Source organism: Acidipropionibacterium jensenii (genome assembly GCF_005890135.1).
Lineage (GTDB): Bacteria > Actinomycetota > Actinomycetes > Propionibacteriales > Propionibacteriaceae > Acidipropionibacterium > Acidipropionibacterium jensenii.
In genome coordinates this window covers 2,278,257-2,301,622 of sequence record NZ_CP040635.1, presented here as the reverse complement: position 1 = coordinate 2,301,622, position 23,366 = coordinate 2,278,257, and the positions used below count along the sequence as shown (strand labels likewise).

At 69.7% G+C, this 23,366-nt stretch carries 21 protein-coding genes and 2 tRNA genes; 4 read left to right on the top strand and 19 right to left on the bottom strand.

Annotated features, from left to right (window positions below; all coding sequences use genetic code 11):
• Positions 1-8 precede the first annotated feature (8 nt).
• The 4 genes from FEZ32_RS10305 to leuC form a co-directional block, all read right to left on the bottom strand.
• Positions 9-1,205 carry a D-alanine--D-alanine ligase family protein gene (locus FEZ32_RS10305; RefSeq protein ID WP_084149444.1) on the bottom strand — a complete coding sequence of 399 codons (1,197 nt, stop codon included), beginning with the start codon at positions 1,203-1,205 and terminating at the stop codon, positions 9-11.
• A 30-nt stretch (positions 1,206-1,235) separates the two neighbouring features.
• Positions 1,236-1,991 (bottom strand): lysophospholipid acyltransferase family protein, encoded by a 756-nt coding sequence (locus FEZ32_RS10300; protein ID WP_414973651.1) that lies wholly within the window; start codon positions 1,989-1,991, stop codon positions 1,236-1,238.
• Between the two features lie 61 nt (positions 1,992-2,052).
• Positions 2,053-2,658, bottom strand: coding sequence for a 3-isopropylmalate dehydratase small subunit (gene leuD, locus FEZ32_RS10295; RefSeq protein WP_028703509.1), 606 nt, complete (start codon positions 2,656-2,658; stop codon positions 2,053-2,055).
• Between the two features lie 3 nt (positions 2,659-2,661).
• On the bottom strand, positions 2,662-4,077 hold the full coding sequence (gene leuC, locus FEZ32_RS10290) for a 3-isopropylmalate dehydratase large subunit (protein ID WP_097798683.1): 1,416 nt from the start codon (positions 4,075-4,077) through the stop codon (positions 2,662-2,664).
• 92 nt (positions 4,078-4,169) lie between these two features.
• Here leuC and FEZ32_RS10285 point away from each other — a divergent pair, with 92 nt between their 5' ends.
• Positions 4,170-4,889: an IclR family transcriptional regulator gene (locus tag FEZ32_RS10285; RefSeq protein WP_028703511.1), complete on the top strand. Its 720-nt coding sequence runs from the start codon at positions 4,170-4,172 to the stop codon at positions 4,887-4,889.
• Between the two features lie 124 nt (positions 4,890-5,013).
• On the opposite strand, the gene FEZ32_RS10280 is transcribed toward FEZ32_RS10285, so the two are convergent.
• The 4 genes from FEZ32_RS10280 to FEZ32_RS10265 all read right to left on the bottom strand — a co-directional run bounded on the left by FEZ32_RS10280 (position 5,014) and on the right by FEZ32_RS10265 (position 7,331).
• Positions 5,014-5,086 (bottom strand) — tRNA-Glu (locus FEZ32_RS10280).
• Positions 5,087-5,288: 202 nt separating this feature from the next.
• A tRNA-Gln gene (locus tag FEZ32_RS10275) sits at positions 5,289-5,360 on the bottom strand.
• A 48-nt stretch (positions 5,361-5,408) separates the two neighbouring features.
• Positions 5,409-6,335 carry a CPBP family intramembrane glutamic endopeptidase gene (locus FEZ32_RS10270; protein WP_244937848.1) on the bottom strand — a complete coding sequence of 309 codons (927 nt, stop codon included), beginning with the start codon at positions 6,333-6,335 and terminating at the stop codon, positions 5,409-5,411.
• A 195-nt stretch (positions 6,336-6,530) separates the two neighbouring features.
• Entirely contained in the window at positions 6,531-7,331 is an 801-nt protein-coding gene (locus FEZ32_RS10265) for a fumarylacetoacetate hydrolase family protein (protein WP_028703512.1), read from the bottom strand.
• Positions 7,332-7,366: 35 nt separating this feature from the next.
• Here FEZ32_RS10265 and FEZ32_RS10260 point away from each other — a divergent pair, with 35 nt between their 5' ends.
• Positions 7,367-8,641, top strand: a complete 1,275-nt coding sequence (locus FEZ32_RS10260) for a thymidine phosphorylase (RefSeq protein ID WP_138680543.1) — start codon at positions 7,367-7,369, stop codon at positions 8,639-8,641.
• Positions 8,642-8,656: 15 nt separating this feature from the next.
• On the opposite strand, the gene cimA is transcribed toward FEZ32_RS10260, so the two are convergent.
• Both cimA and FEZ32_RS10250 read right to left on the bottom strand, forming a co-directional pair.
• Positions 8,657-10,273 (bottom strand): citramalate synthase, encoded by a 1,617-nt coding sequence (gene cimA, locus FEZ32_RS10255; RefSeq protein WP_138680542.1) that lies wholly within the window; start codon positions 10,271-10,273, stop codon positions 8,657-8,659.
• An 8-nt stretch (positions 10,274-10,281) separates the two neighbouring features.
• The gene (locus FEZ32_RS10250) at positions 10,282-11,373 is read right to left on the bottom strand and encodes a branched-chain amino acid aminotransferase (protein ID WP_138680541.1); all 1,092 of its coding nucleotides are present in this window, start codon (positions 11,371-11,373) and stop codon (positions 10,282-10,284) included.
• Between the two features lie 88 nt (positions 11,374-11,461).
• On the opposite strand from FEZ32_RS10250, the gene FEZ32_RS10245 reads away from it, so the two are divergent.
• Both FEZ32_RS10245 and FEZ32_RS10240 read left to right on the top strand, forming a co-directional pair.
• Positions 11,462-12,547, top strand: coding sequence for a 3-isopropylmalate dehydrogenase (locus FEZ32_RS10245; RefSeq protein WP_138680540.1), 1,086 nt, complete (start codon positions 11,462-11,464; stop codon positions 12,545-12,547).
• Between the two features lie 114 nt (positions 12,548-12,661).
• Positions 12,662-13,231, top strand: coding sequence for an O-methyltransferase (locus FEZ32_RS10240; protein WP_138680539.1), 570 nt, complete (start codon positions 12,662-12,664; stop codon positions 13,229-13,231).
• A 65-nt stretch (positions 13,232-13,296) separates the two neighbouring features.
• Here the strand turns inward: FEZ32_RS10240 and ilvC are convergent, their stop codons facing one another.
• From ilvC to FEZ32_RS14150, 9 genes are all read right to left on the bottom strand, one after another.
• Positions 13,297-14,325 (bottom strand): ketol-acid reductoisomerase, encoded by a 1,029-nt coding sequence (ilvC, locus tag FEZ32_RS10235; protein ID WP_028703518.1) that lies wholly within the window; start codon positions 14,323-14,325, stop codon positions 13,297-13,299.
• Positions 14,326-14,383: 58 nt separating this feature from the next.
• On the bottom strand, positions 14,384-14,902 hold the full coding sequence (ilvN, locus tag FEZ32_RS10230) for an acetolactate synthase small subunit (RefSeq protein WP_097798677.1): 519 nt from the start codon (positions 14,900-14,902) through the stop codon (positions 14,384-14,386).
• A 5-nt stretch (positions 14,903-14,907) separates the two neighbouring features.
• Positions 14,908-16,716 (bottom strand): acetolactate synthase large subunit, encoded by a 1,809-nt coding sequence (locus FEZ32_RS10225; protein WP_138680538.1) that lies wholly within the window; start codon positions 16,714-16,716, stop codon positions 14,908-14,910.
• A gap of 340 nt (positions 16,717-17,056) precedes the next feature.
• Positions 17,057-17,452 carry an HIT family protein gene (locus tag FEZ32_RS10220; RefSeq protein ID WP_028703520.1) on the bottom strand — a complete coding sequence of 132 codons (396 nt, stop codon included), beginning with the start codon at positions 17,450-17,452 and terminating at the stop codon, positions 17,057-17,059.
• 89 nt (positions 17,453-17,541) lie between these two features.
• Complete coding sequence (hisF, locus tag FEZ32_RS10215) at positions 17,542-18,303, bottom strand: imidazole glycerol phosphate synthase subunit HisF (RefSeq protein WP_097798674.1); 762 nt, start codon at positions 18,301-18,303, stop codon at positions 17,542-17,544.
• Positions 18,304-18,332: 29 nt separating this feature from the next.
• Positions 18,333-21,101: a DEAD/DEAH box helicase gene (locus FEZ32_RS10210; RefSeq protein ID WP_138680537.1), complete on the bottom strand. Its 2,769-nt coding sequence runs from the start codon at positions 21,099-21,101 to the stop codon at positions 18,333-18,335.
• A gap of 84 nt (positions 21,102-21,185) precedes the next feature.
• Positions 21,186-22,166, bottom strand: coding sequence for a diacylglycerol/lipid kinase family protein (locus FEZ32_RS10205; RefSeq protein WP_236082571.1), 981 nt, complete (start codon positions 22,164-22,166; stop codon positions 21,186-21,188).
• On the bottom strand, positions 22,163-23,050 hold the full coding sequence (gene tatC / locus FEZ32_RS10200) for a twin-arginine translocase subunit TatC (RefSeq protein WP_338028421.1): 888 nt from the start codon (positions 23,048-23,050) through the stop codon (positions 22,163-22,165). Before tatC ends, FEZ32_RS10205 begins: the two co-directional genes overlap by 4 nt.
• 28 nt (positions 23,051-23,078) lie before the next feature.
• On the bottom strand, positions 23,079-23,333 hold the full coding sequence (locus FEZ32_RS14150) for a twin-arginine translocase TatA/TatE family subunit (RefSeq protein ID WP_420809244.1): 255 nt from the start codon (positions 23,331-23,333) through the stop codon (positions 23,079-23,081).
• Between the last annotated feature and the right edge of the window lie 33 nt (positions 23,334-23,366).

Sequence of the window (23,366 nt, the reverse complement as noted above, 5' to 3'; positions counted from 1 at the left end):
CCGGGCCCTCAGCGCAGGCCGAGGGGCCTCTCCAGGGCCAGCTCGAGAAGCTCGGTGACCAGCTGGCGGTAGTCCAGGCCGCTGGCCTTCCACATCAGCGGGTAGCCCGAGGTCCGGGTGAATCCGGGCAGGGTGTTGGGCTCGTTGACCAGCACCTCCCCCTCGGGTGTGACGAAGCAGTCGATACGGGCCAGTCCCTCGCAGCCCAGCACCTGGAAGGCCCGCACCGCGGTGCGGCGCACCTTGTCCGAGGTGTCCTGGTCGAGATCGGCGGGGACGGCGACGGTGGCCAGCGAGTCGGCGGTGAGGTACTTGGCGTCGAAGTCGTAGAACCCGTCGGGGTCGTGGACGATGATCTCGCCGGGCAGGGAGGCCCTGGGCGGCTCCCCGTGGTGACCGTCCAGCACCGAGCACTCGATCTCGCGACCGACCAGCCCCTGCTCGACGATGACCTTCGGGTCCCACCGACGGGCGGCCTCGACGGCCTCCACGACGCCGTCGGGGGAGGCGACCCTCGAGATGCCGACCGAGGAGCCGCCTCGGGCCGGCTTGACGAAGAGCGGGTATCGGAGGTTCTGGATCCGGTCCAGGCAGCCCTGGCGGTCGGCCAGCCAGTCGTGCGGAAGGATCTCCTCATAGGGCCCGACCGGGATCCCGGCCTGGGAGAGCACCACCTTGGTGAGGTGCTTGTCCATGCAGTTGGCACTGGCCGCGACACCGCAGCCGACGTAGCGCACCCCGGTCATCTCGAACAGTCCCTGGATGGTGCCGTCCTCGCCGAAGGGTCCGTGCAGCAGGGGGAAGACGACGTCGATCGGCTCGGGAGCGCGGGCGCCGTCGTTGTCGACCAGGAAGCATCCGCCGTCCAGGTGCTTCAGTCCGGTGAGGGGATGTCCCGCGGTGACCTCGGGGAGCTCGCCCTGGTCGGGCAGCGCCCCAATCTCCTCGGTGCTCCACCGGGTCCAGGTGCCGTCGGCGGTGATGCCGATACCGACCGCCTGGAACCGCTCCGGATCCATCGCGGCCAGCACATTGGCGGCGGTGAGACAAGAGATCGAGTGCTCCGAGCTGACTCCTCCGAAGACCAGGGCGACCCGGATCCGGCCACCCTCGCCGGATCCTCCGTCGGGTCGTGCGTCTGCCTGCGGGCCCTTGCCGGGGTCGGCCTCGGTAGTGCTCGCGGCATGGTGGACGGCGTCAGTCATCGGTGTCCTTCCTGTCAGACTCGGATCACCCTACCGGCATCGGCGCAGCGAGTCCTTGGGCACGCGCTGGCCGGTGCGGATGTCGAAACGGCTGTCGGGAGCGGTCTCGCCGCGGGCCAGCTCGACCTGGGAGTCGATGGCCTCCATGATCCTCTCGGTGGCCTCGCGCACCGCCTGCTGGTCGTTGCTGCGCCCCCGGAACTGGGCGAGATCGACCGCCGGGCCGCAGTGCAGGTGCATGGTCCTGCGGGGGAGGACCCTGGGGAAGGTCATGTCCTTGTAGCCCATCACCTCCTGGGGCCCCCACTGGCCGACCGGGATCACCGGCACCCCGGTATCCATCGCCAGCCGTGCCGCTCCGGTGTGGCCGGTCATCGGCCAGTGCAGCGGGTCGGCGGTGATGGTGCCCTCCGGGTAGATGACCAGGGTCATCCCGCGAATCAGCTCGCGGCGGGCGGCCGCCAGGATCTCGGGGCCGGGGGCCTTCCGATCGACCGGGATCTGGTCGGCGTGACGGGCCACGAAGCCCACCACCGGCACGTCGAAGAGCTCCTTCTTGGCCATCCAGTGCGGCCACCGGCCGTTCTCCACCAGGAAGGCGCCCAGCACCACGGGGTCGTAGTTCGAGACGTGGTTGCTGACGATCAGCGCACCCCCGCTGGCCGGGAGGTTCGCCTGACCGTGGTGGTCGAAGCGGGTCAGCAGACGGGCTGCCGGCAGCAGCACCCCGACCCCGGCGATGAAGATCGGCCCCGGCCTGTCGGCGGGGCTGGCCAGCGGCTTCAGACGGGGCACGGTGATCCGGTGCACGAGCTCTCCTGTTCGGACGGCGCCCAGGCCGACCTGCTCAGACTGTGGCGTTCACCGGGATCGTAGTGGGTTTGAAGGACGGCCGGGTGGCCTCGTAGGCGTCGATCTCGTCGGCGTGGCGCAGGGTCGAGGCGATGTCGTCGAGACCCTCGAGCAGCCGGTGCCGGGTGAACTCGTCGACCGTGAACTCCACGACCCGCTCGGGGGTGGTGATCGTGCGGGTCTGCAGGTCCACCGTGAACGGTTCGCCGGCGGCGCTCTCGGCGTCGGCCCACAGCTGCTCGACGACCGACTGGTCGACGGTGGCCACCAGCAGTCCGGACTTGCCGGCGTTGTTGCGGAAGATGTCGCCGAAGCGGGATCCGATGACGACCTTGAAGCCGTAGTTCTGCAGGGCCCAGACGGCGTGCTCGCGGGAGGACCCGGTGCCGAAGTCGGGGCCGGGGATCAGGATCGAGCCGTGCTGCCAGGCGGGCTGGTTGAGCACGAACTCGGGATCCTTGCGCCAGGCGGCGAACAGACCGTCCTCGAAGCCGGTGCGGGTGATCCGCTTGAGGTAGACCGCGGGGATGATCTGGTCGGTGTCGACGTTGCTGCGGCGCAGCGGGACGGGCACCCCGGTGTGAGTGGTGAACTTCTCCATGGTTCAGGCCTCCTTGAGGGCCAGGTCGGCGGGTGCCGACAGATGTCCGGTGATGGCGGTGGCGGCGGCGACCGCCGGGGAGACCAGGTGGGTGCGTCCGCCGCGGCCCTGACGGCCCTCGAAGTTGCGGTTCGAGGTGGAGGCCGAGCGCTCCCCCGGCGACAACTGGTCGGGGTTCATGCCCAGGCACATCGAGCAGCCCGCACCGCGCCACTCGGCGCCGGCGTCCAGGAAGACCTGGTCCAGGCCCTCGTCCATGGCCTGCAGGCGGACCCGTGCGGAACCGGGGACGACGAGCATCCGGGTGCCCTCGGCGACCTTGTGGCCCTTGATGATGCCGGCCGCCAGCCGCAGGTCCTCGATCCGGCCGTTGGTGCACGAACCGAGGAAGACGGTGTCGATCTGGATGTCGCGCATCGGGGTGCCGGGGCGCAGGTCCATGTAGGTCAGGGCCCGCTCGGCGGCGTTGCGCGCCACCTCGTCGGTGAAGGAGTCGGCGGCGGGCACCGCGGAGTCCAGCGGGACGCCCTGTCCCGGGTTGGTGCCCCAGGTGACGAAGGGGGTGATCTTCGACCCGTCGAGGTGGATCTCCCGGTCGAAGACGGCGTCATCGTCGGTGCGCAGGGTGCGCCAGTAGGCGACCGCCTTGTCCCACTCGTCTCCCTGGGGGGCGTGCGGGCGTCCCTTGACGTAGGCGAAGGTGGTCTCGTCGGGTGCGACCATGCCGGCCTTGGCACCCCACTCGATGGACATGTTGCAGACCGTCATCCGGCCTTCCATCGACATCTTCTCGAAGGTCTCGCCGCGGTACTCGACCATGTACCCCTGGCCGCCGCCGGTGCCGACCTCGGAGATGAGGGTCAGGACGAGGTCCTTGGGGGTGACGCCGTCGGGCAGCTCGCCGTCGACGGTGACCGCCATCGTCCTGGGGCGGGCCTGGGGCAGCGTCTGGGTGGCGAGCACGTGCTCGACCTCGGAGGTGCCGATGCCGAATGCCAGCGCGCCGAAGGCGCCGTGAGTGGAGGTGTGGGAGTCCCCGCACACGATCGTCATGCCGGGCTGGGTGAGGCCCAGCTGCGGCCCGATGATGTGGACGACACCCTGCTCGGCGTCGCCCAGGGAGTGGATCGGGACGCCGAAGTCCTTGGCATTGGTGCGCAACGCCTCGACCTGGGCCCGGGAGACCGGGTCGGCGATCGGCAGCTCCGGATGCAGGGTGGGGATGTTGTGGTCCTCGGTGGCCACGGTGAGATCGGGACGACGCACCGGTCGGCCGGCGAGTCGCAGGCCCTCGAAGGCCTGCGGGCTGGTCACCTCGTGCACGAGGTGGAGGTCGATGTAGAGCAGGTCGGGTTCGCCTCCCTCGCCCTTGTGCACGACGTGGGCGTCCCACAGCTTCTCGCTGAGTGTGCGGCCCATCTCACTCCCTTCCGGTTCTCGTCGCTCTGGGTGAGCGACGTCACCAGCCATTGTGGCTGGCCGATCAAGAAGTGAGACGCTAATCTTGCAATATGGACGAATCAAGCGGGGTGGGTGTCCTCGACAAGGCAGCTCTGGTGATGTCGGCACTGGAGACCGGACCGGCGAGTCTGGCGGGTCTGGTGCAGGCCACCGGCCTGGCACGTCCCACCGCTCACCGACTGGCCCGGGCTCTGGAACATCATCGCTTCGTCAGCCGTGACCTGCAGGGGAGGTTCATCCTCGGTCCCCGGCTGGCCGAGCTGGCCGCCGCTGCTGGTGAGGACAGGCTACTCGCCGCCTCCGGTCCGATTCTGGCCAGGTTGCGCGACATCACCGGGGAGTCCGCCCAGCTCTACCGCCGCCAGGGCGAGAGCCGGGTCTGCGTGGCGGCCGCCGAGCGCCCGACCGGACTGCGGGACACCATTCCGGTGGGCAGCGTGCTCTCGATGGATGCCGGTTCGGCGGCTCAGGTGCTGCTGGCCTGGGAGGACTCCGACCGCATCCAGCGCTCCCTGGCCCACTCGGCCTTCTCGGCCGTCACCCTGGCCGCGGTCCGCAAGCGCGGCTGGTCCCAGTCGGTGGGAGAACGCGAGTCGGGGGTCGCCTCCGTCTCCGCCCCGGTGCACTCCCCCTCGGGCAAGGTGATTGCCGCGGTCTCGGTCTCCGGGCCGATCGAGCGTCTCACCCGTCAGCCCGGCCGGATCCACGCCCCCGCCGTGATGGCCGCCGCCGACCGTCTCTCCGAGGTGCTCCGCCGCTCGACCGAGTGAGGGCGTCACCGTGGTGGGACGACCGGCCCGACGTCGGGGTCTGAGCAACAGATCCCGACGAGCGGAATCTTCCTCCAGGAATGCAAAAAGCCCGGACCGTCGAGGTCCGGGCTTTTTCATTGAGTAGCCCCGAGCGGATTCGAACCGCCGTTTCAGCCTTGAGAGGGCCGCGTGCTAGGCCGCTGCACCACGGGGCCATGTTCTCCGAGGAGAACAGGTACATCCTTGGAATCTCCGATTTCGCCTGTCGACGCTTGTCAGCGACAATTCCGCGAGACCATTCAACTCCACCGGGAAATGCTCTTCAGCAATTGCGAGAACTGCCTCGAACAACCCAGCCCGGAGAGCTTATCAGATGAGTCGACGTCACCGCCAACCAACATCCTCGGCTCTCCAGAGCTGGGGTACCAGGACTCGAACCTGGACTAACTGAACCAGAATCAGTCGGGCTGCCTATTACCCCATACCCCATGGCGTCGAGGCCTGTTCGGGCCGGTGACGCAACGACGAGAGACGATATCAGCCCCTTCGAGTACTGCGCAAATCCCCGCCGGTCGGACCCGGGGTGAGGCGGGCCACCCGCATCAGCCGACCGATCCACCAGGCCGCCATCGCGACCCCGACGAAGCCACCGACGTCCCACAGGGCGTCGACGACCCCCATCGAGGTGATCCCTCGCGCCTGGGCGGCCCCGCCGAGGAAGACCGCGTAGCCGAAGGCGAAGAGGTTGTTGACGACGTGGGCGGCTATTCCGGCCTCCAGTCCCCCGGTGAGGATCACCAGCGCCCCGGCCGCCAGCCCGAAGGAGAGCCTGTCGAGGAACAGCCAGAGGTTCTGGGTGCCGTGGAACAGGGCGAAGACCAGAGCCGAGGCGATCACCGCCACCCACCTGTTGGCCCCCAGCGAGCCGAAGCAGTTGAGCAGGTAGCCGCGGAAGAACACCTCCTCGGCCGCCGCCTGGAGGGGGGAGGTGAGCAGGATCGCCAGCAGCCACAGCCACCACAGGTGCGGCACCTGGAAGTCCAGGTGCCCGTAGCCACGGGCCAGGATCTGGGTGAGGTTGAGCACGATGACGGCGACCAGCATCACCCAGACCAGGAAACGAGCGCGCAGTCCCGGTTGCACCGACCACACCCATCGAGGGGCGCGGTGGTGCAGGTAGCGGGCCAGCAGCAGGACGACCGGGATGAGGCAGGCCAGGGCGAGATGGGTGGCGGTGAGCCCCCAGATGGTCTCGAATCCCTGGGCGCGGTGCGCGTAGTCGGAGAAGGACCCGGACCGGCCACCGGCCAGCCATCCGGCCAGCAGCAGCGCCTGGAGCACCAGCGGCACCACTAGGGCGTAGCCGAGCAGTCCACCGGCGATGCCGAAGGCTCCGGCGAGTCGCCCCTCACCGGGCTCCACCAGCACCTGGGAGTAGTCCACCCGGGGCTGAGGGTCACGCACCCGGCCCGACAGCAGTCCGCCAGGGCCTGCCGACTGCGGTCCGCCCTGCCCTGTCCTGTCCTGCCCCGGTCCGTCCTGTCCTGGACGCCTCTGGACCGGTCGCTGGACCGGTCTCCTCTGCGCCGGGGGCTGCTGACCCGGTCGTTGTGGTCCGGGACGCCGCGGAACCGGTCGTCGCGCTGCGGCCATGGGTGCTCAGGCCTCCGCCACGGTGTTGGACAGCGTGCCGATGCCGTCGATCTCGACCTCGACCCGCTGTCCGGGCTCCATCGGGCCGACCCCGGCGGGGGTGCCGGTGAGGATGACGTCTCCGGGCAGCAGGGTGGTGAAGGAGGAGATGTAGCTGATCAGCTCGGGGATCGGCCGGACCATCTCGCGGGTGTTGCCGCGCTGGACGACCTGGCCGTCCAGCCGGGTGGTGATCGGCAGACTCTGGGCCTCGGCGACCGACAGATGGGTCACCATCCACGGGCCCAGCGGGCAGAAGGTGTCCGAGCCCTTGGCCCGGGTCCACTGTCCGTCGCCCTTCTGGACGTCCCGGGCGGTGACGTCGTCGGCCACCGTGAACCCGAAGATGACCTCCTGGGCGCGCTCCACCGGCACGTCCTTGCAGATCCGCCCGATCACCACGGCCAGTTCGCCCTCGTAGTGCAGCTCGTGACAGAAGGAGGGCCGGATGATGGCCTCGTCGTGTCCGATCACCGAGGTGTTGGGCTTGAGGAAGACCAGTGGGTCGGTGGGCACCTCATTGCCCAGTTCTGCGGCGTGCTCGGCATAGTTGCGCCCGATCCCCACCACCTTGCTCCGAGGGATCACCGGGGACAGCAGCCGGACATCCGCCAGGTCGTGGCGGGCTCCGGTGTACTGGACCGGGGCGGCCACCGGATCCCCGGTGATGACGGCGATGGTGTCGGGGTGCTCCCCCTCATCAGCGGCCAGTTCAACAATTCCGAAGGCCGGATCACCACCGGTGGGGACGAATCGGGCAATGCGCATGGCCCCAGAATATCGGTGCTGGAATACTGACCGCCATGACAACTGCCTTCGACGCCGTCGACCTCATCCGCACCAAGAGATCGGGCGATCGCCTGGCACCCGAGCAGATCGACTGGCTGATCGACGCCTACACCCGCGGCACGGTCGCCGACGAGCAGATGTCTGCGATGGCGATGGCGATCTTCTTCCAGGGGCTCGACGACGCCGAACTGTCGCGCTGGACCACCGCGATGATCGAGTCGGGCACCCGGATGCACTTCACGGGACTGTCGCGTCCCACCGTCGACAAGCACTCGACCGGCGGGGTGGGAGACAAGATCACCCTTCCGCTGGCCCCCCTGGTGGCGGCCTGCGGGGCGGCGGTTCCGCAGCTGTCGGGCCGCGGACTCGGCCACACCGGTGGCACTCTCGACAAGATGGAGGCCATCCCCGGCTGGCGGGCGGACCTGTCCAATGACGAGATGATGCACCAGCTGGAGACCGTCGGGGCGGTGATCTGCGCGGCCGGGCCCGGTCTGGCCCCCGCTGACAAGAAGCTCTACGCGCTGCGCGACGTCACCGGGACCGTCGAGTCGATCCCGCTGATCGCCTCCTCGATCATGAGCAAGAAGATCGCCGAGGGCACCTCCGCCCTGGTGCTGGACGTCAAGTCCGGGTCGGGGGCGTTCATGAAGACCGAGGCGGACGCCCGCGAGCTGGCCCGCCGGCTGGTCGGCCTGGGAAGTGCCGCCGGGGTGCACACCAGCGCCCTGCTCACCAGCATGGAGGCCCCCCTGGGCCGCGCGGTCGGCAATGGCATCGAGGTCGCTGAGGCGGTCGAGGTGCTGGCCGGTGGCGGCCCCCACGACGTCGTCGAGCTCACCCTAGCGCTGGCCGAGAAGATGGTGGCCGCCGCCGGGCTGGACGCCGACCCGGCCGAGGAGCTGCGCAGCGGCCGGGCGATGGATGTCTGGCGGCAGATGGTGGCAGCCCAGGGCGGGGATCCGGACGCCGCCCTGCCGGTGGCCCGTCACTCCCAGGACGTGGCCGCCACCTCTGACGGCGTGGTCTCGGGGATCGACGCGATGGCGGTCGGGGTGGCCTCCTGGCGGCTGGGCGCCGGCCGGGCCCGCAAGGAGGACCCGGTGCAGGCGGCAGCGGGCATCCACCTCAACGTCCAGGTCGGCGACCCGGTGGTCGCCGGCCAGCCGCTGGCCACCCTTCTCACCGACACCGCCGATGCGATCCCCAGGGCCGAGGAGGCCCTGGTCGGCGCCTTCACCATCGGCGAGTCGGCTCCCCGGACATCCCTGGTGATCGACTCGCTGTGAGGCGCCCCGACCAGCTCAGGACCGACTGATGAGGGCGTGCCGGTAGGCGTCCGAGAGGGCCTCCCAGCTCGCCTCGATGATGTCGGTGCCGACACCGACGGTCGCGGTGATCTGCTGGTCGATCTCGGTGTCGATGAGCACCCTCACGGTGGCGTCGGTACCGTGGCCGTCGTCGAGGATCCGCACCCGGTAGTCGGTGAGGTGGCAGGCGGCGATCTGCGGGAAGTGGTCGATGAGTGCCCCGCGCAGAGCCTGGTCCAGGGCGTGGACCGGGCCGTTGCCGGTGGCCTCCACGGTGGTCGCCGCCGATCCCCCACAGGACTCCACCCCCGGTGACCCGGCCGTGGGGTGCAGGGAGACCACGGCCGTCGTGATGACCTCGCCGTCCCCGGTCTGGTGGGAGCTGGCCTGCCAGAACAGCACCTCGAAGGCCGAGCTGGGCATTCCGAGATGGTCGCGCAGCAGCAGCTCAAAGCTGCCGTCGGCGGCCTCGTAGGAGTAGCCGTCCACCTCCCGGCGCTTGACCAGGTCGACCAGTTCGCCGGCCTGGTCGCGGGTGAGACCGTCGAAGCCGAGTTCGCTGGCCTTGAGCAGCACATTCGCCCGCCCCGACATTCCCGAGACCAGCATCCGCATGTCATTGCCGACCACGGCGGGGTCGATGTGCTGGTACAGATCGGGGTCGACCCGGATCGCCGAGGCGTGCAGCCCGGCCTTGTGGGCGAAACTCGACCGGCCGGCATAGGGCTGCCTGGCCTGTGGCAGCTGATTGGCGATCTCACCGATGGCGTGGGCGACCCCCGACAGGTGCGCCAACTGGCCCTCGGGCAGCACCCGCAGGTGGTACTTGGTCTCGAGGTTGCCGATCAGGGTGACCAGATCGGCATTGCCGGTGCGCTCCCCGTAGCCGTTGATGGTGCCCTGAACCTGGCTGGCACCGGCCTCCACGGCGGCCAGCGAGTTGGCCACCGCGCACCCGGTGTCGTTGTGGCAGTGGATCCCCAGGGGCACCCCCAGCTCGGCGGTGGCCCCGACGATCTCGGAGATCATCGAGGGCAGCATTCCGCCGTTGGTGTCGCACAGCACCGCCGTGGAGGCGCCGGCCTCGGCTGCGGTGCGCACCACCTCGAGGGCGTAGTCGGGGTCGTACCGGAATCCGTCGAAGAAGTGCTCGCAGTCGACCATCACCTCGCGGCCCTGACCCACCAGGTGGGTCACCGTGTCGGCGATCATCGCCAGGTTCTCGGCCGCGGTGGTGCGAAGCGCCTTCTCGACGTGTCGCGAGTCGGCCTTGGCGACCAGGCACACCACGGGGGTGTCGGCGTCCCTCAGGGCCGCGACGAGCTGGTCGTCGGCGGCCCGGGAGCCGGGCCTGCGGGTGGATCCGAAGGCGACCAGCCGAGAGCCGTGCAGCTCCGGCTCGGTGCGGGCGCGCTGGAAGAAGGCGGTGTCGGCGGGGTTGGCGCCGGGCCAGCCGCCCTCGATCAGCCCGACCCCCAGACCGTCCAGAAGGGCTGCGATCCGCAGCTTGTCCTCGACGCTGAACCGCAGCCCCTCCTGCTGGGCCCCGTCTCGCAGCGTGGTGTCGAACAGTGTGATGCTCGACGGGACGGTGATCCGGGACTCAGTCATCTCAGTCCTCAGCAGACGCGGCGGAGCCAGCCGTGGATGTCCTCCACGCGGCCGTACTGGATGTCGAGAAGGCGGTTGCGGATGGCCATCGTGACCTCGCCGGCCTGCTCCTTGACGGTCGTCTCGCCGGACTCGTCGACCAGCGACCCGATCGGGGTGACGACGGCGGCGGTACCGCAGGCGAAGACCTCCGGGAACTCGCCGGAGCGGATCCCGTCGAGGAGCTCGTCGACGCCCAGACGGCGCTCGACCGGGGTGAGCCCCAGGTCGGGGGCCATTCCCAGGATGGACCGACGGGTGACGCCGGGCAGGATCGTGCCGGTGAGCACGGGGGTGACGATCTCCTTGTCCTTGGTGACCGCGAAGATGTTCATGCCACCGAGCTCCTCCGCCCAGGCGTGCTCCACCGCGTCGGCGAAGAGCACCTGCGAGCAGCCCTTGGCATAGGCCTCCTCCTGGGCCAGCAGGGAGGCGGCGTAGTTGCCACCGCACTTGGCCGCACCGGTACCACCGGGGGCTGTCCGGGAGTTGTGACGCTCGAGCCAGATCCGCACCGCCGAGACGCCGCCGGAGAAGTAGGGTCCGACCGGGGAGCAGATCACGGAGTAGAGCACCCGCTTGGCGGGGGCCACCCCGAGGAAGTCCTCATAGGCGATCATGAAGGGACGCAGGTAGAGGCTCTTCTCACCGTTCTTGCCGGCATCGGGGACCCAGCGGGCCTCGGTCTCAGCGATCTGCAGACAGCTGGTGACGAAGTCCTCCTCCGGCAGCACCGGGAGGGCGAGACGTCGTGCGGAGTTGGCGAACCGCTCGGCATTGCAGTCGGGGCGGAACAGCCACACCGAGCCATCGGCGTGGCGGTAGGCCTTCAGGCCCTCGAAGATCTCCTGGGCGTAGTGGAGCACCGCGCTGGCCGGGTTGACGTCCAGCGGGCCGTAAGGGGCGACGGCGTCGTCGTGCCATCCGCCGTCGGCGGTCCAGATCGCCTCGGCCATGTGGTCGGTGAAGGCCACGCCGAACTTGGGATCGGCGTGCAGGGCCGCGATCGCGTCGTCGGGGGACCAGGTGAGATCATCGGGTGCAGCAAAGCTCAGACTCATGGCCGTCACGCTACACCGGACGCGATCACGATTGTTCACGGACTGACATACGGATGTCACATTCTGGACGGTTCGATACCGTGGGGCCATGACGAATGACTCTTCCGCTGCCCAGTCCGCCGGCACTGCGCCCACCCTCGCCGTCATCGGCGGCGACGGGATCGGTCCGGAGGTCACCGCCGAGGCCCTCAAGGTGCTGCGCGCCACGATCGGGGCCGATGCCTTCAGCACCCGCGAGTACTCCCTGGGCGCCGACCACTGGAAGGCCACCGGAGAGGTCCTCGACGACGACACCCTGGCCGAGATCGCCACCGCCGACGCGATCGTCCTCGGAGCAGTCGGGGCCGCCCCGGGATCGACCGAGGTGCCCTCCGGCCTGCTGGAGCGCGGACTGCTGCTCAAGCTGAGGTTCTCCCTGGACCAGGGCGTCAACCTGCGCCCCTCGGTGTGGTACCCGGGCACCCCCACCCCGCTGTCCGAGGAGGTCACCGGGGCCGGCCCGATCGACTTCGTGGTCTGCCGGGAGGGCACCGAGGGTCTCTACTGCGGCAACGGCGGGGTGGTGCGGGCCGGCACCCCCCAGGAGATCGCCACCGAGGTGAGCCTCAACACCGCCTTCGGGGTGGAGCGGGTGGTCCGCGACGCCTTCACCCGCGCCCAGGCCCGGCGAGGACACCTCACCCTGGTCCACAAGCACAACGTCCTGGTCAACGCCGGCTCGCTGTGGCGCCGGGTGGTCGACGAGGTCGGCGCCGACTTCCCCGATGTCGAGCACGACTACATGCACGTCGACGCCGTCACCATCGCCCTGGTGCGCGAGCCCCAGCGGTTCGACGTCATCGTCACCGACAACCTTTTCGGCGACATCATCACCGACCTGGCCGGGGCGGTCACCGGTGGGATCGGCCTGGCGCCGAGCGCCAATATCAACACCAGCGGGAAGTTCCCCTCGATGTTCGAGCCGGTGCACGGCTCGGCCCCCGACATCGCCGGTACCGGCAAGGCCGATCCGACGGCGGCCATCTCCTCGATGGCTCTGCTCCTCGACCACTTGGGACGCCCCGCCGACGCCGACCGGATCCGCACCGCGGTGGGCACCGACATCGCCTCCCGGCTGAGCGGACCGACGCGCACCACCAGCCAGATCGGCGATGCCATCGCGGCCCTGGTCTGAGCTCCCCGACACCCGGCGGCGGCCGTCGACGAGGTCTCGTCGGCGGCCGCCGCTGTCCCCGGACCGGGCGCGACGCCCCGCGGGAGGGTGCGTCGGAAGTGGCACAATGCCGGGGTGATACCCGTTCCTGAGACTCCCGACCTGGTCGCCGCCGCCCTGCACAACGCCCTGGAGCTCGGCTATGTCACCACCACCCGCAACGAGACCGGCCGGCTGCTGGCCACCCTGGCCGGGTCCATGCGCGGCCCGATCGGCGAGTGCGAGGCCGGCTGCGGAGCGGGAGCCGCCTGGCTGCGGCTGGGCGCCCGGGCACGGACCCATGTCGTCACCGTCGACGACGACGAGGACCGCTGCCGACGGGTGAGAGGGATCCTGGAGGGCCTGGACGTCGAGGTGATCCACGGCGGCTGGCCAGACCTCATGGAGCGCGGACCCTTCGGGCTGCTGTCGATGCCGATCCGGATCGCCCGGGCCACCCCGATCCCCGACATCGTCCACGCGGTCCGCCGGGGCGGGATCATCCTCATCGACGACATGCCCCCGAGCTTCGGCTTCCCGCCGCGCACCATCGACGGCGGCGTGGACCACACCCGGCTGGCCTGGCGCACCGAGCCGTCGGTGAACTGCACCGAGATCCAGCTGGCCGAGGACATGGCGGCAATCATCGCCTGCCGGTTGCGCTGAGAGCACGGCAGGGGCCCGCCATCAGGCGGGCCCCTGCCGGGACCTCATTGAGCGCAGGAGGAGACTCAGCGAGCGGCGGTGCCCTCGGTGTAGTCGGCGTCCTGGTTCTCCAGCCAGGAGAACATCTTGCGCAGCTCCTTGCCGGTGGCCTCGATCGGGTGGCTGGCCTCGGCGGCGCGCATCTTCTTGAACTCCGGGGCGCCGGCGTCCTGATCGGCGATGAACCGCTTGGCGAAGGCGCCGGACTGGATGTCGTCCAGGACCGCCTTCATGTTCTCCTTGACGTGTCCGTCGATGACCCGCGGGCCGGAGACGTAGTCGCCGTACTCGGCGGTGTCGGAGATCGACCAGCGCTGCTTGGAGATGCCTCCCTCGATGATGAGGTCGACGATCATCTTCATCTCGTGACAGACCTCGAAGTAGGCCATCTCGGGCTGGTAGCCGGCCTCCACCAGGACCTCGAACCCGGTCTCGATGAGGTGCGACAGGCCGCCGCACAGGACGTTCTGCTCACCGAACAGGTCGGTCTCGGTCTCCTCGCGGAAGCTGGTCTCGATGCCGCCGGCGCGCAGCCCGCCGAGGGCCTTCGCGTAGGACTTGGTGAGCTCCCAGGCGTGTCCGGTGGCGTCCTTCTCGACACACACCAGCACCGGGACGCCACGGCCGTCCTCGTACTCGCGACGGACGATGTGACCGGGGCCCTTGGGGGCGACCATGCACACGTCGACATCGGCCGGGGCCTTGATGTAGCCGAAGTGGATGTTGAAACCGTGGGCGAAGAACAGCGCGTCACCGGACTTGAGGTGGGGGGCGATCTGCTCGGCGTAGAGCTGACGCTGGTTCTGGTCGGGGGCCAGCACCATGATGACGTCGGCCTCCTCGCAGGCCTCCTCGATGCCGACCACGCGCAGGCCCTGGGCCTCGGCCTTGGCGATCGACTTGGATCCGGGACGCAGGCCGACCCGGACGTCGACGCCGGAGTCGCGCAGGTTGAGCGCGTGGGCGTGACCCTGGGAGCCGTACCCGATGATCGCCACCTGACGGTTCTGGATGATCGACAGATCAGCGTCGTCGTCGTAGTAGATCTTTGCCATGGAATCTCTCCTTGTTGATGGGAAAATGGAAGTCTGTTGAACGGCCGGGCGGGACGCCTCAGGAGCCGTTTCGGGAGCCGCGGGCCGCCAGTGCGACCGCTCCCCGGTTGAGCGCCACCCGACCGGACTGGACCAGTTCGATGATGCCGAAGGGTTCCAGCATCTTGACCAGGGCGTCCAGCTTCTCACGGCTGCCGGTGGCCTCGACGGTGATCGACTCCGGCGAGACGTCGACGGCCTTGCCGCGGAACAGGGCGACGGTGTCGATCACCTGGGAGCGGGTCTCCAGGGTGGAGCGCACCTTGACCAGGATCAGCTCGCGGGCCACCGCGGTGCCCTCCAGCTCGATGATCTTGTGGACCTCGATGAGCTTGTTGAGCTGCTTGACGATCTGCTCGAGGGTGTTGGGCGAGTCGACGTCGACACCGATGGTCATCCGCGACTGGTCGGGATCATTGGTCGGCGAGACGGTCAGCGACTCGATGTTGTAGCCGCGGCGGGCGAACAGCCCCGCCACCCGGGTGAGGACACCGGGACGGTTGACGACCAGCACGGACAGGATGTGTGTGGCGTTCATGGCGTTCAGTCCTTCTGCTCGCTGGTGGCCGTCACCGCAGAGCCCGGGGCGGAGAGCTCCTCCTCCTCGGCGTACTCGCCCCAGTCGGGTGCCAGCCCCTGGGCGATCTTGATCTCGTCATTGCTGGTCCCGGCCGCGACCATCGGCCAGACCATGGCGTCCTTGTGGACGACGAACTCGACCACCACCGGTCGGTCGGTGATCGCATTGGCCTGCTCGATGACCTCGTCGACCTTGTCCTTGTCGGTGACCCGGAAGGCCACACAGCCCAGCGCCTCCGCCAGTTTGACGAAGTCGGGCAGGGTGTCGGAGTGCAGATCGGTCTGGGAGTACCGCTGGTCGTAGAAGAGGTTCTGCCACTGGCGGACCATCCCCAGCACGTTGTTGTTGATGATGGCGATCTTCACCGGGATGCCGTTGAGGGCGCAGGTCACCAGCTCCTGGTTGGTCATCTGGAAGCAGCCGTCGCCGTCGATCCCCCACACGGTGGAGTCGGGCCGACCGACCTGGGCGCCCATCGCGGCGGGCACGCAGTAGCCCATCGTGCCGGCTCCCCCGGAGGTGAGCCAGGTGTGCGGTCTGGTGTGGGGCAGGAAGTGGGAGGCCCACATCTGGTGCTGTCCGACGCCGGTGACGAAGACCGAGTCGTCGGGAGCCAGCTCGCCGATCCGCGAGATCACCCACTGCGGCGACATCTTGCCGGCCGGGGGCTCCTCCCAGGAGGGGGCGTAGACCTGCTTCATGGCGTCCAGCTGGGAGTTCCAGGCGGAGATGTCGGGCATCGACTTGTCGGACAGCGATTCGACGAGTCTGGCCAGGGTCTGGCGGGCGTCGCCGACGATCGGCACGTCGGCGTGCCTGTTCTTGCCGATCTCGGCGGGGTCGACGTCGGCGTGGATGATCTTGGCCAGCGGGGCGAAGGTGTCCAGCCGTCCGGTGACCCGGTCGTCGAAGCGGGTGCCCACCGCGATGATGAGATCGGCGCGCTGCAGGGCGCCGACCGCCGCCACCGATCCGTGCATGCCGGGCATCCCGAGGGCTCGCGGGTGAGAGTCGGGGAAGACGTCGCGGGCCATCAGGGTGGTGGTGACCGGGATGTCGGTCAGCTCGACCAGCCTCATCAGCTCATGGGCGGCGTTGGCCCTGGCCACTCCCCCGCCGATGTAGAGCACCGGGCGGGTGGCCTCGCGGATGAGGGTGGCCGCCTCCTTGATCTGGCGGGAGTGCGGACGCACCGTCGGCTTGTAGCCGGGCAGGTCGTACTGCTTGGGCCAGACGAACTCGGCCGTCTCCTGCTGGGCGTTCTTGGCGATGTCGACGAGCACCGGTCCGGGCCGGCCGGTGGAGGCGATGTGGTGGGCCTCGGCCAGCGCCAGCGGGATCTTGGCGGCCTCGGTGACCAGGAAGTTGTGCTTGGTGATCGGCATCGTGATGCCGCGGATGTCGGCCTCCTGGAAGCCGTCGGTGCCGATCAGCGAGCTGCCCACCTGGCCGGTGATGGCCATCATCGGCACCGAGTCCAGGTAGGCGTCGTAGAGGGCGGTGACCAGGTTGGTGGCTCCGGGACCCGAGGTGGCCATGCAGACCCCGACCCGTCCGGTGGCCACCGCGTACCCCTCGGCCGCGTGGCCGGCCCCCTGCTCGTGGCGCACCAGGATGTGGCGCACCCTGGAGGAGTCCATCAGCGGGTCGTAGGTCGGCATGATGGCGCCGCCGGGAAGCCCGAAGACCACGTCGACACCGAGCTTCTCGAGGCTGGCGACGATCATCTGCGCGCCGGTCATCAGTCTCGGTTGCCGGGGATTGTCAGCCATCGCTGATCCTCCATTCCCTCCGTGTCGGAGATGCCTGTGTCGAACATGTCTGTGCTCCCGCGGGAGTCGGTCCCGCGTGATGTTCACAGTCCGCTGCTGTCGTGGCCCGTTGTGCGCGCCCCGACGTCGGTCCCCCGGCAAGAAAAAACCCTCGCTGCCGACTGGCATACGAGGGAGCGTCCTGACCGAGGCCAAGACGCTAACTAAGAACAATAAGACCGTTCACGAGGAGAAGATTTCCTTATTCGGGACGCTATGTCAAAACTTTGGGACAGTCGTCTCATATTCTGGACGACTGGGGCGCTGCTCAGGTGCGGGACCGGCACGGCCCGGCTGCGGTTCAGCCCTGGATCTGGGCGAGCACCTCGGCCGGATCGCGCAACGGACGTCGGGACCTCATGGCATCGAATCCGGGCTCGGCCTCGTACCGCGGGATGAGGTGGACGTGCAGGTGGAAGACCGACTGGCCGGCCACCTCCCCGACATTGGAGACGATGTTGATCCCCTGGGCGCCGAGCCGGTCGACCAGCAGTTGGGAGACCTTCGTCACCAGGGGTGTGATGCGGGCCAGCTCGCCGTCGTTGCTGAGCAGGTCACGGACATGACGGCGGGGCACCACCAGGGTGTGTCCGTCCTGGAAGGGGGCGACGTCGAGGAAGGCGATGCCGGTCTGGTCGTCGGCCACCCTGCGGGAGGGGATGTCACCGGCGATGATCGAGCAGAAGAGGCAGTCCATGGCCCATGCCTACCATGACCGGGCTCCCGACGCCGACGAACTCGCGGCACCCGGGCCGACCGGAACCTGCGGTCGGGTCCTCGAGGGGCTCAGCGCACCTCGAACCCGGCTGCCCGCAGGCCGTCCTTGACGGCCGCGATGGTGAGGGTGCGGTAGTGGAAGACCGAGGCCGCCAGCACGGCGTCCGCCCCGGCCCGGGCGGCCGCCACGAAGTGCTCGACGGCGCCGGCCCCGCCCGAGGCGATCAGGGGGACGTCGATCTCGGCGCGGACCGCCTCGATCATCTCGATGTCGAAACCGTCGGTGGTGCCGTCGGCGTCCATCGAGTTGAGCAGCACCTCGCCGGCCCCCCGGTCGACTGCCTCCTTGCACCAGGCGATGGCGTCCAGGCCTGCCGAGCGGGTGCCCCCGAAGGTGGTGACCCCGAATCCGGAGGGCTGACCGGGCTCCCGGCGGGCGTCCAGGGACAGCACCATCACCTGGTTGCCGAACCGGTCGGCGATCTCGCCGATCACCTCGGGCCGGGCGATCGCCCCGGTGTTGATGCCGACCTTGTCGGCCCCGCAGCGCAGCAGGGAGTCGACGTCGGCGACCGAGCGCACTCCCCCGCCGACGGTCAGCGGGATGAAGACCGTCTGGGCGCACCTGGTGACCATCTCGCGGGTGGTGGCACGGCCCTCGGTGGAGGCGGAGATGTCGAGGAAGGTGAGTTCATCGGCCCCCAGCTCGCCATAGGCCTGGGCCAGCTCGACCGGATCCCCGGCGTCCCGCAGCCCGGTGAAGTTGACTCCCTTGACGACCCGTCCGTCCTTGACATCCAGACACGGGATGACTCTCAGCGCAACACCCATGAGGCGAGCCTATCCATCATCGGCGCCGCTCAGTCGTCCTCCCCGGACATCGAGACGACTCCGCGCTGGACGGCGTTGAGCACCCGTCGGCAGCCGCGGGCCAGCTCCTGGTCCACCCCGGCGGCGGCGATCTGGCCGGCCAGGTCGGCCACCTGGCGGGCCTGGCGGACGAAGTCGCCGGCACTCATCCCATCGCCCAGCACCACCTCCAGGCCGGCACCGGCAGTCCAGGCGTAGATCTCCTCGGCGAACCCGACGTCCAGGTCGCGGGGCCTCTCCAGCCGGTGGTCGCGCTCCAACCGACCCACCCTGGCCCGCACCGACCTCAGCCGGGTGACGGCCTGTTCGCAGGTGTGGTCGGGCAGCCAGGAGGGTCGGCGGCGGTCCGCCGGCCGCGACTCGAAGACCAGGGTGGACAGCACCGCGGCCAACTGGGGGGTGTCCAGGCCCGACAGCACCCCCTCGCGCACCGCCTCGGCGGTGACCAGGTCCAGCTCGGAGTAGATCCGGGCGAGCATCCGGCCCTGCTCGGTGACCTCGGCACCCCCCTCGGTGAGGTAGCCCAGGGCCTCCAGGACCAGGCAGATCCGGTCGAACCGGGCGGCGATGGAACCGGACCGGCGGGCATCGCGCTGGACGGCCTGATCGGTGCTGCGGCGCAGTGCCATCCCCCGCTCGGCGAACCGGGCGTGGGTCTCCCGGTCCGGGCAGGAGTGGCAGGGGTGGCTGCGGATCCGGGAGCGCAGGTCGGCGATCTGGTCGGCCAGCTCGGCATCCACGGTCGCCCTGGCGGGCCTCTCGGGGAGCTCGGGCAGCTGGGCGACGGCGTCGTCGAGGCTTCGTCCCAGGATCTTGCGGGCGGCGGCGTCGCGGGGATGGAAGTGGGCCGGGATCCGCACCCCGGCATAGCGGCGGACCGGCGAGTCGATGTCGCCGTCCCCGAGTCGCAGCACACTGCGACCCTCGACCATGGCCAGCGGATGGGGTCGGGAGCCCCGGTCCCGATGGCCTCCCCGGGTGCCGGGATCCACGATCACCGCCCAGCCCCGGTGGGGTCCCGAGGGCACCGCGATGATGTCTCCGGGGTCCAGCGCCGACAGCGAGTCGGCGACCTCGGCGTCGCGGGCTCCGCGCCTCAGCCGGGCCTGCTCGGCCTCCAGCTGGGAGACCCTCTCGCGCATCCCGGCGTACTCGGTGAAGTCTCCGCGATCGCAGTGAGCGGCCGCCAGGTACTCCGCGATGGCCTCCTCGTCCTTCCTGCGGTGGGAGGCGGTGGAGCCTCCCAGGCGTCTGTCGGTCTGGAACTGGGCGAAGCTGTGCTCCAGCAGTCGTGCCGCCCGCTGCCGGCCCATCGAGGCCACCAGGTTGACCGCCATGTTGTAGGTCGGGGCGAATGCCGAGCGCAGCGGGTAGGTGCGCCGGGAGGCCAGCCCGGCGACCGCCCGGGGGTCCATCCCGGGCTGCCAGCAGACCACCGCGTGGCCCTGGACGTCGATGCCGCGGCGTCCGGCGCGACCGGTGAGCTGGGTGTACTCCCCCGGTGTGATGTCGGCGTGGGTCTGCCCGTTGTACTTGACGAGCCTCTCGATGACGACCGTGCGGGCGGGCATGTTGATGCCCAGGGCCAGGGTCTCGGTGGCCACCACGACCTTGAGCAGGCCGGTAACGAATCCCTCCTCGACGATCGCCTTGGTGACCGGCAGCAGTCCGGCGTGGTGGGCGGCGATGCCGCGGCAGAAGGCGGCCAGGAATCGGTCCCAGCCCAGTGCGGCGCGCTCCTCGGGGCTCAGCCCGGCGCCGTGGCGCTCGGCGATCTCGCACAGCCGGTCGGCCTCGGCCCCGTTGGTGAGCACCACGTCGGAGTTCATCAGCTGGCTCACCGCGGCGTCGCAGCCGGTGCGGGAGAACACGAAGATGATGGCGGGCAGCAGCCCGGCCTGACGCAGTGAGCGGACCACCTGGGAGCGGCTGGGGCTGTTGCGCGGGCCCCGGTGCTCGGGGCCGTTGCGGTCCTGCCTGCTGGTGGCGCCGCCGAACCGGCCCGAGCCGTAGCTGACGCTCCTGCGCCCCTTGCCGTTGCGTCCGCGGGGACGCCGCGAGTCGTCGCGCTGGAAACGGGCCTCCTCCCGGGCGATCCGGACCAGCTCGGGGTTGACGTCGCCGGGCTGGTCGGGTGCGAACAGGTCGATGATCCGCCGGCTCACCGCGACGTGCTGGGTGAGGGGCACCGGCCGGGTCTCGGAGACGACGATCCTGATGTCGCCGCGCACCTCGGCGAGCCACTCGCCGAACTCCTCGGCGTTGGACACGGTGGCCGACAGGCAGACCAGCCGGACCGACTCGGCCAGGCCGAGGATCACCTCCTCCCAGACCGGCCCGCGGAACCGGTCGGCCAGGTAGTGCACCTCGTCCATCACCACCCAGCCGAGTCCCTCCAGGGTGCGCGAGGAGGCGTAGATCATGTTGCGCAGCACCTCGGTGGTCATCACCACGATCGGGGCCTCGGAGTTCACCGAGAGGTCGCCGGTGAGCAGTCCCACCTGGTCGGCGCCGTAGCGGTCCACCAGGTCGTGGAACTTCTGGTTGGACAGGGCCTTGATGGGGGTGGTGTAGAAGCACTTGCGGCCGGTCTCCAGGGCCAGGAAGGTGGCGTACTCCCCCACCACCGTCTTGCCCGAGCCGGTGGGGGCCGCCACCAGCACCCCGGCCTCGTCGTCCAGATACTCGCACGCCCTGCGCTGGAAGTCGTCGAGGGGAAAGTCGTAGCCGGCCGCGAAGCGGGTGAGGGCGGAGTCCATGGACCCCAACCTAGTTCAGTCGGCCCGTCGCCGACCCGGGGCCGGGCCGGACCCGGACCCGGACCCTTGCCCGGCTGCTCCGGTTCAGCGCGCCCCGAGCAGGTGCAGAGCCCGTGGCCGGCAGGAGACGGTCAGTGGCAGGTCCCCGAACTCCTCGCCGTCGGCCATCGCGAACAGCCCCTCGCCGTCGATCCGGACGGTGCGGGCGCGCAGCGTCTCGACGAATGGCAGCCGCGCGAAGGCCCCGGTGTAGACGGTGGCCAGGGCGGCCAGCAGGACCTTGCGGCTCACCGGACGGATGATGGTGATGTCGAGCATCCCGTCGTGCACATCGGCTCGCGGACAGATCCTCATCCCGCCGCCGATCCAGCCCGCGTTGCCGACCGCCACCAGCATCGCGTCGAGGTCTCTGTGCTGCCCGTCCAGCGTGATGGAGTAGTGCAGCGGGGAGAATCTGGCGAGTTCCGCCAGCGCACCCCAGGCGTAGGACAGCGGGCCGAGCCGCAGCCGGGCGGAGTTGGTGCGACGGTTGACGCGCGCGTCGTAGCCGGTCGACAGCACCGATCCGAGCCATCGGCGGTCGGTGCGCCCCACTCCGCCGGGGTGGCGGAGGGATCCACTGGCCACCGCCAGGTCGATCTCGCCGACCCGCCAGGAGCTGATGGCGTCAACGGCCTCCCCCATCCGGCGCGGCAGCCTGACCCCGCGGCAGAAGTCATTGCCGGTTCCGGCAGGCACCAGGCCGAGGCGGACCGGGGTGCCGGCGGCGGCGTTGAGGCCCAGATGGGCCATGCCGTCCCCTCCCATCGTCACCAGGCTGTGCGGTCCGCGGTCGGGCTCGGCCAGCGCCTGGTCGACCACCTCGCGCATCACGGCGTCGGCGTGGGCCAGGGAGTCGGTGAGGACGGTGCGGACCGCGGTGCCCGGCAACTGGGCACTGAGACGTCCGGCGACCGGGGCGGCGAGTCGGCGGGCGGTGCCGGCACCGGCGGCGGGATTGACGACCAGGGTGAGGATGCCGGAGGGCTCGACCACGGCCTCCGGCCGGGCCGGGGGGTGGTTCAATCGACGTCGATCTTGAACTCGTCGGAGTCGATGCCCATGTCGTCGACCCTGGTCTTCCTGTCATGGGCCCGGCAGATCATCTCGGCGACCAGGTACATCACGGTCAGCGGCAGCGCCAGGGCGCACATCGAGATGGGGTCACCGGCAGGGTTGGCGAAGGCCCCCAGCACGAAGAACCCGAAGATCGCCCACTTGCGGGCACCGGCCAGCTGGGTGGCCTTGAGCACGCCGACCATATTGAGGATGACCAGCACCACGGGCAGCAGGAAGCTGGCCCCGAAGAGCAGCACGAGCCGCAGTTCGAGGGCGAGGAAGGCGTTCATGTCGAGCAGGTTGGTGATGCCCATCCCGTTCGGGGTGAAGTTCAGCATCATCGAGATGCCCTTGGGCATCACCCAGTACCCCAGGGCAGCACCCATCAGGAACAGCGGGATAGAGGAGGCGAGGAACCGGATCGCCCACCGCTTCTCCCTGGCGACCAGCCCGGGGACGATGAAGGCCCACAGCTGGTAGAGCCAGATGGGGCAGGCCGCGATGAGGCCGACCACCATCGCGATCCTCAGGTTGAGCACGAAGGGGGCGGTGACGCCGGTGTTGACGACCTGCAGATGGGCCGAGGGGTTCTTGGCGAGGATGGAGGCGCTGGCCTGGTGGTAGGGCCACATCACGACCTCGACCAGGGGCCGGTAGAAGACGAAGGCCACCGAGCTGGTGATCACGATTGCGACCAGGGAGACCACCACCCGGTAGCGCAGCTCCTTGAGGTGATCGATGAGCGACATGGTGCCGCCCTCGCCGCCCTTGGGCGCGCGCAGCCACGACAGCCGCCCGGTCTTCTGCTGCTCGGGCGCCTGCGCGACGTCCTTGCCGGTGTCGACGCTCATCTCCACCTGTCCGTCCCCGACCCGGGGGTCACTCCGACTTGGCCTCGGTGTCGGTGGTGGTCGGCTTCGTCCCGGCAGTCGGATCGGCGGTGTCGGCGGTCCCGGAGTTCGCGTCCTTGTCCGCCTGGTTGAGACCCTTGGTCTCCTCCTTGAACTCGCGGATCGCGCGGCCGGCGCCCTTGCCGACGCCGGCGATCCGGGACCCGCCGAACAGCACGAGGGCCACGATGACCAGAATGAGGATTCCCATCTCGGTGGGAATGAGCATGAGCTGCAGGGCCATGGCCGACAACCTTTCAGAACCGACGCGACCGGC

Bases quoted from the DNA above. Each gene is read 5' to 3' on its own strand.
- FEZ32_RS10305 (WP_084149444.1), bottom strand. From the start codon at position 1,205: ATGACTGACGCCGTCCACCATGCCGCGAGCACTACCGAGGCCGACCCC.
- leuD (WP_028703509.1), bottom strand. From the start codon at position 2,658: ATGGAGAAGTTCACCACTCACACCGGGGTGCCCGTCCCGCTGCGCCGC.
- leuC (WP_097798683.1), bottom strand. From the start codon at position 4,077: ATGGGCCGCACACTCAGCGAGAAGCTGTGGGACGCCCACGTCGTGCAC.
- FEZ32_RS10285 (WP_028703511.1), top strand. From the start codon at position 4,170: ATGGACGAATCAAGCGGGGTGGGTGTCCTCGACAAGGCAGCTCTGGTG.
- FEZ32_RS10265 (WP_028703512.1), bottom strand. From the start codon at position 7,331: ATGCGCATTGCCCGATTCGTCCCCACCGGTGGTGATCCGGCCTTCGGA.
- FEZ32_RS10260 (WP_138680543.1), top strand. From the start codon at position 7,367: ATGACAACTGCCTTCGACGCCGTCGACCTCATCCGCACCAAGAGATCG.
- cimA (WP_138680542.1), bottom strand. From the start codon at position 10,273: ATGACTGAGTCCCGGATCACCGTCCCGTCGAGCATCACACTGTTCGAC.
- FEZ32_RS10250 (WP_138680541.1), bottom strand. From the start codon at position 11,373: ATGAGTCTGAGCTTTGCTGCACCCGATGATCTCACCTGGTCCCCCGAC.
- FEZ32_RS10245 (WP_138680540.1), top strand. From the start codon at position 11,462: ATGACGAATGACTCTTCCGCTGCCCAGTCCGCCGGCACTGCGCCCACC.
- ilvC (WP_028703518.1), bottom strand. From the start codon at position 14,325: ATGGCAAAGATCTACTACGACGACGACGCTGATCTGTCGATCATCCAG.
- ilvN (WP_097798677.1), bottom strand. From the start codon at position 14,902: ATGAACGCCACACACATCCTGTCCGTGCTGGTCGTCAACCGTCCCGGT.
- FEZ32_RS10225 (WP_138680538.1), bottom strand. From the start codon at position 16,716: ATGGCTGACAATCCCCGGCAACCGAGACTGATGACCGGCGCGCAGATG.
- FEZ32_RS10220 (WP_028703520.1), bottom strand. From the start codon at position 17,452: ATGGACTGCCTCTTCTGCTCGATCATCGCCGGTGACATCCCCTCCCGC.
- hisF (WP_097798674.1), bottom strand. From the start codon at position 18,303: ATGGGTGTTGCGCTGAGAGTCATCCCGTGTCTGGATGTCAAGGACGGA.
- FEZ32_RS10210 (WP_138680537.1), bottom strand. From the start codon at position 21,101: ATGGACTCCGCCCTCACCCGCTTCGCGGCCGGCTACGACTTTCCCCTC.
- tatC (WP_338028421.1), bottom strand. From the start codon at position 23,050: ATGAGCGTCGACACCGGCAAGGACGTCGCGCAGGCGCCCGAGCAGCAG.
- FEZ32_RS14150 (WP_420809244.1), bottom strand. From the start codon at position 23,333: ATGGCCCTGCAGCTCATGCTCATTCCCACCGAGATGGGAATCCTCATT.